The 590-nt window shown below is 52.7% G+C and carries 1 rRNA gene; it reads right to left on the bottom strand.

What is annotated here, in order from left to right:
* Nucleotides 1-31: 31 nt before the first annotated feature.
* Nucleotides 32-148 (bottom strand): 5S ribosomal RNA (gene rrf / locus ADU23_RS12700).
* Nucleotides 149-590 lie beyond the last annotated feature (442 nt).

The raw sequence follows: 590 nt of genomic DNA, 5'->3' as shown, positions 1-590 counted from the left end.
GGCTGCTGCGTAGGTGTATAACATAACACCTGCTTGGCGACGTCCTACTCTCCCAAGACCCTGCGGTCTAAGTACCATTGGCGCTGGAGGGCTTAACGGTCGTGTTCGGTATGGGAACGCGTGGTTCCCCTCCGCCATCGCCACCAAACGGATGACTTAACGTATTGAAAGAAGGTTTCCGGGGTCCCCGAAAAGTAATCGGTATAAGCTACAACGCTTATCTTCACTTTTTGGGGTACGGTTACTCTTTCAAAACTGACAACGAGTAAAGCGATAAACTGCCACGTTTATCCGAACCTCATCGGGTTCGGGTATTTCCTTAGAAAGGAGGTGATCCAGCCGCACCTTCCGATACGGCTACCTTGTTACGACTTCACCCCAATCATCTACCCAACCTTCGACGGCTAGCTCCCTTGCGGGTTACCCCACCGGCTTCGGGTGTTGTAAACTCTCGTGGTGTGACGGGCGGTGTGTACAAGACCCGGGAACGTATTCACCGCGGCATGCTGATCCGCGATTACTAGCAATTCCGACTTCATGCAGGCGAGTTGCAGCCTGCAATCCGAACTGAGACCGACTTTGATAGGATT

The organism is Paenibacillus sp. FJAT-27812 (assembly GCF_001273905.1).
Classification (GTDB): Bacteria; Bacillota; Bacilli; order Paenibacillales; family Paenibacillaceae; genus Pristimantibacillus.
This window is presented reverse-complemented; position numbering and strand designations above follow the sequence as displayed.